The organism is Yoonia sp. (assembly GCF_017854415.1).
Taxonomy (GTDB): domain Bacteria; phylum Pseudomonadota; class Alphaproteobacteria; order Rhodobacterales; family Rhodobacteraceae; genus Yoonia.
In genome coordinates this window covers 1-4,191 of sequence record NZ_JAFMHR010000188.1, presented here as the reverse complement: position 1 = coordinate 4,191, position 4,191 = coordinate 1, and the positions used below count along the sequence as shown (strand labels likewise).

The 4,191-nt window shown below is 57.6% G+C and carries 2 protein-coding genes; both read left to right on the top strand.

Features of this window, described 5'->3' with window-relative positions; genetic code table 11:
- A partial coding sequence (locus tag QZ197_RS15025; protein ID WP_296432969.1) for a DNA polymerase Y family protein occupies window positions 1-977 on the top strand: 977 nt, incomplete at its 5' end.
- A gap of 84 nt (window positions 978-1,061) precedes the next feature.
- A partial coding sequence (locus QZ197_RS15020; protein ID WP_296432967.1) for an error-prone DNA polymerase occupies window positions 1,062-4,191 on the top strand: 3,130 nt, incomplete at its 3' end.

The following is a 4,191-nucleotide window of genomic DNA, read 5'->3' as shown; positions in this document are numbered from 1 at the left end:
GTTTGGATGGCGCGACCGTGTTGTTGTTGCGTCGCTTGGGGCTGAAAACCATTGGCGCTGTCATGGATGTGCCGCGCTTGTCGCTGACCCGCCGTTTTGTGAAGGCGGGGCTGGTGGCCAATCCGCTGATGCGGCTGGACCAAGTGATGGGCAAGCTGGCTGAACCTGTGTCCAGCGTAGATACCAAACCTGTCATCCGTGCACAGGTGCTACTGGCCGAACCGATCTTTGACCCGACACCCTATCTGGCGGATCTTTGCGAAGACCTTTGTGCGCAGTTGAAACATGCAGGACAGGGCTGTCGCCGCTTGCATTTGACGGTTTTTAAAACTGATGGGGATGTGAGCCATGTTGATGTGGCGACCTCTGCGTCCACCCGTGATGCAGGGCATTTGCATAGCCTGTTTCGCGATAAGGTCGAACGGATTAACCCCGGCTTTGGCTTTGATTTGATCACGCTGTCGGCAGGCGGGGTCGAGGCGATGTCAGTAAGCCAGAACACGCTAGAAGGCGGTGCGGACGATGATCTGCACCTGACCCAGTTGATTGACCGCCTCAGTGCCAAATTCGGGCCACGCGCTGTCACCCGCCCTGTGCTGCGCCAAAGCCACGTGCCTGAACGGGCCGAGGCACAGATTGCTGCCCTTGCAGATAGCCCTGCTGACATGGCGGTTTTGACCAAGGAACGCCCGCTGCGCCTGTTTGATCATCCCGAAGAAGTTCGCGTTCTATACGCCGTCCCCGAAGGCCCGCCCGCACAATTCGTCTGGCGCAGGCAAACGCACCGTGTCACCCGTTATGCGGGACCAGAACGGATCGCGCCCGAGTGGTGGAAAGACCGCCCCGGCACGCGCTTGCGTGATTACTTCAAGATCGAGGATCAGACGGGGCTGCGGCTTTGGCTGTACCGCGAAGGGTTGCACGAGGATGGGCGCGGGGGCGATCCGCGCTGGTTTGTGCATGGGTGTTTTGCATGATCGGGGTGTGGCGTAATTTGCAGGTTCGGGATGCCTCCGGCGGGAGTTTGGAAGGCAAGATGATAAGGCAAGAGGTGGTGTGTCATGCCTGAGAACGACCACCAGCATCCCCGCGGCACGCTTGAAGACGGTTTCCCGCAAAACCCGCGTGCGGCTTTTGTTGAACTGGGTGTCACCACCTGCTTTTCCTTTCTGCGGGGAGCGTCTGACGCTGTGGACCTTGCTACGACTGCCGTGCAACTTGGCTATGACGCGCTGGGTTGTGCGGACCTGAATACCATGGCCGGTGTCGTGCGCCTGCATGCGCAAGCCACCAAAGCCAACATGCACCCCATTATTGGATGCCGGTTGCAGCTGATTTCGGGCGAGGAGTTTTTAGCATATCCCACTGACCGCGCTGCTTATGGACGGCTTTGCGCGCTGCTGTCGAAAGGCAAAATGCACGGTGTGGATGGGGCGTGGCAGCAAAAGGGGGCTTGCGACATCACGCTAGATGATCTTGCGAAATACAGTACAGGCGTGCAGTTGATTGCCGTCCCAGGTGAAAACGTGGACCATTTCAGTGCAGGGCTCAGGCGGTTGAAACGCGCACTGCCGACGCTGAAACACATCGCCGCTAGCTATCTTTATCGTGGTGATGATCGCGCGCGGATTAACCGCCTTGATGCGCTGGCACGGGCGCATGGCCTGTCCATTCTGGCGACGAACGACGTGCATTATCATGCGCCCGAACGGCGACCATTGCAGGATGTGATGACTTGCATCTTACATAAAACGACGATTCATAAAGCGGGGTATTTGCTGGATGCGAACGCGGAACGGCATCTCAAATCACCCGCCCAGATGCAGACGCTGTTTGCCGCATGGCCACATGCGATTGCGGCCACCCGTAACGTGGCCGATGCTTGCAATTTCAACCTGACAGAGCTGTCTTATGAATACCCCAACGAGACGGTGCCGCAGGGCTACACCCCGCAAGCCTATCTTGAGGAACTAACATGGAAGGGGGCTGATGACCGTTATCCCGATGGCGTGCCGGGCCATATCAAAGCGACCTTGCGTAAAGAATTGGCGATGATCGCCAAGCTGGATATCGCCCAGTATTTTCTGACCATCGAACAGATCGTCGATTTTGCGCGCCACCAGACCAAGCCGGAAATACTGTGTCAGGGCAGGGGCTCTGCAGCAAATTCCGCCGTCTGTTATGTGCTGGGGATCACGGCTGTGGACCCTGCGCATAATGATCTGTTGTTCGAGCGTTTCATCTCTGAGGAACGCAAAGAACCACCCGATATCGACGTCGATTTCGAACATGAACGTCGCGAAGAGGTGATCCAGCATATCTATGACAAATACGGCCGTGATCGTGCCGCCCTTTGCGCCACTGTCATCCACTACCGCCCGCGCATGGCTGTGCGCGAGGTCGGCAAGGTCATGGGGCTGTCCGAGGATATCACCACCGCCCTGTCCAAAACCATCTGGGGCTCATGGGGTCGCGAGATTGGCACGAAAGAGGCGGCAGAGGCAGGGCTGGACCTACGTGATCCGCTGATGGCGCGCACCATCAAACTGGCCGACCAGATGATCGGGATGCCGCGCCATCTGGGCCAGCATGTGGGCGGGTTTATCCTGACCGAAAAACCGCTGGTTGAAACTGTCCCCATCGGCAATGGCGCGATGCCGGACCGCAGTTTCATCGAATGGGACAAGGACGACATTGATGAGTTGCGTATTCTTAAGGTCGATATTCTGGCACTTGGGATGCTGACCTGCATCCGCAAAGCCTTTGACATGATCGATGCGCATTACGGCAAGCGCTACACCCTTGCGACCGTCCCGCAAGAGGACAGCGATGTATATGACATGCTATGTCGTGGCGACAGCCTTGGCACGTTTCAGGTCGAAAGCCGTGCGCAGATGAATATGTTGCCACGCCTGAAACCGCGCGAATTTTACGATCTGGTTATTCAGGTCGCCATCGTCCGCCCCGGTCCGATCCAAGGCGATATGGTGCATCCCTATTTGCGCAGGCGCAGCGGGAAAGAGGCGACCGAATACCCTTCGCCCGGGCCGGAATATGATCAAGACGAATTACGCAAAGTCCTTGGACGCACTCTTGGCGTGCCAATCTTTCAGGAACAGGCGATGAAAATTGCCATGGTCGCGGCTGAGTTTTCTACCAAAGAGGCCAATGAGTTGCGCAAGGCTATGGCGACGTTTCGGTCCCACGGCACCATTGGCAAGCTTGAGGACAAAATGGTCAGCCGCATGATCAACCGCGGCTATGATCCCGAATTCGCCACACGCTGCTTCAACCAGATCAAAGGTTTCGGCGACTATGGTTTCCCAGAAAGCCATGCGGCCAGCTTTGCCCATCTGGTCTATGTGTCATGTTGGCTAAAGTATCATTATCCGGATGTGTTCTGCGCGGCCTTGTTGAATTCTCAGCCCATGGGATTTTATGCGCCCGCCCAGATCGTGCGCGATGCCCGCGAACATCAGGTGATCGTACGCGCGCCTGATGTGAATTATTCTGATTGGGACAATACGCTGGAACCCGTCAGCCCGCAGGTCTTTGCAGTCCGCCTTGGCCTGCGCCAGATTGACGGGATGCGGCAGGATATGGGGCAGCGGGTGATGGATGCGCGCAACGCACCTTTCAGCGATCTCAAAGACCTCAAAGAGCGTGCAAAGCTGGATGCAGGCACGGTGCGCAAATTGGCGGCGGCGGATGTGGCGCGGTCGATGACGCTGGACCGCAGGCAGGCGCTTTGGGATGCGCGTGCGCTGCGTGATGCGCCCGATCTGCCGCTTTTTGCGCAAGATAGGGATGAGGGCGAGGAATTGCGTTTTGATCTGCCCCAGATGCCCGTGTGCGAACATGTGGTGGCCGATTACCAGACCACAAGACTGTCGCTCAAGGCGCATCCGATGTCCTTCCTGCGCCGCAGCATGGACAAACAGGGGTACACGCCCAACCATATGCTCACCCAAATGCGCAACGGGCAGTCCATCAAACTGGCTGGCATCGTGCTGATCCGGCAGCGCCCGGGCAGCGCTAAGGGCGTGTGTTTTATCACGCTTGAGGATGAAACGGGGGTCGCCAATCTGGTCGTCTGGCCCAAGGTCATGGCGGCATATCGCAAGACCATCATGCGTGCCCGTGTGATTGATGTACGCGGTATGGTGCAACGCAGCGAGGATGTGATCCATA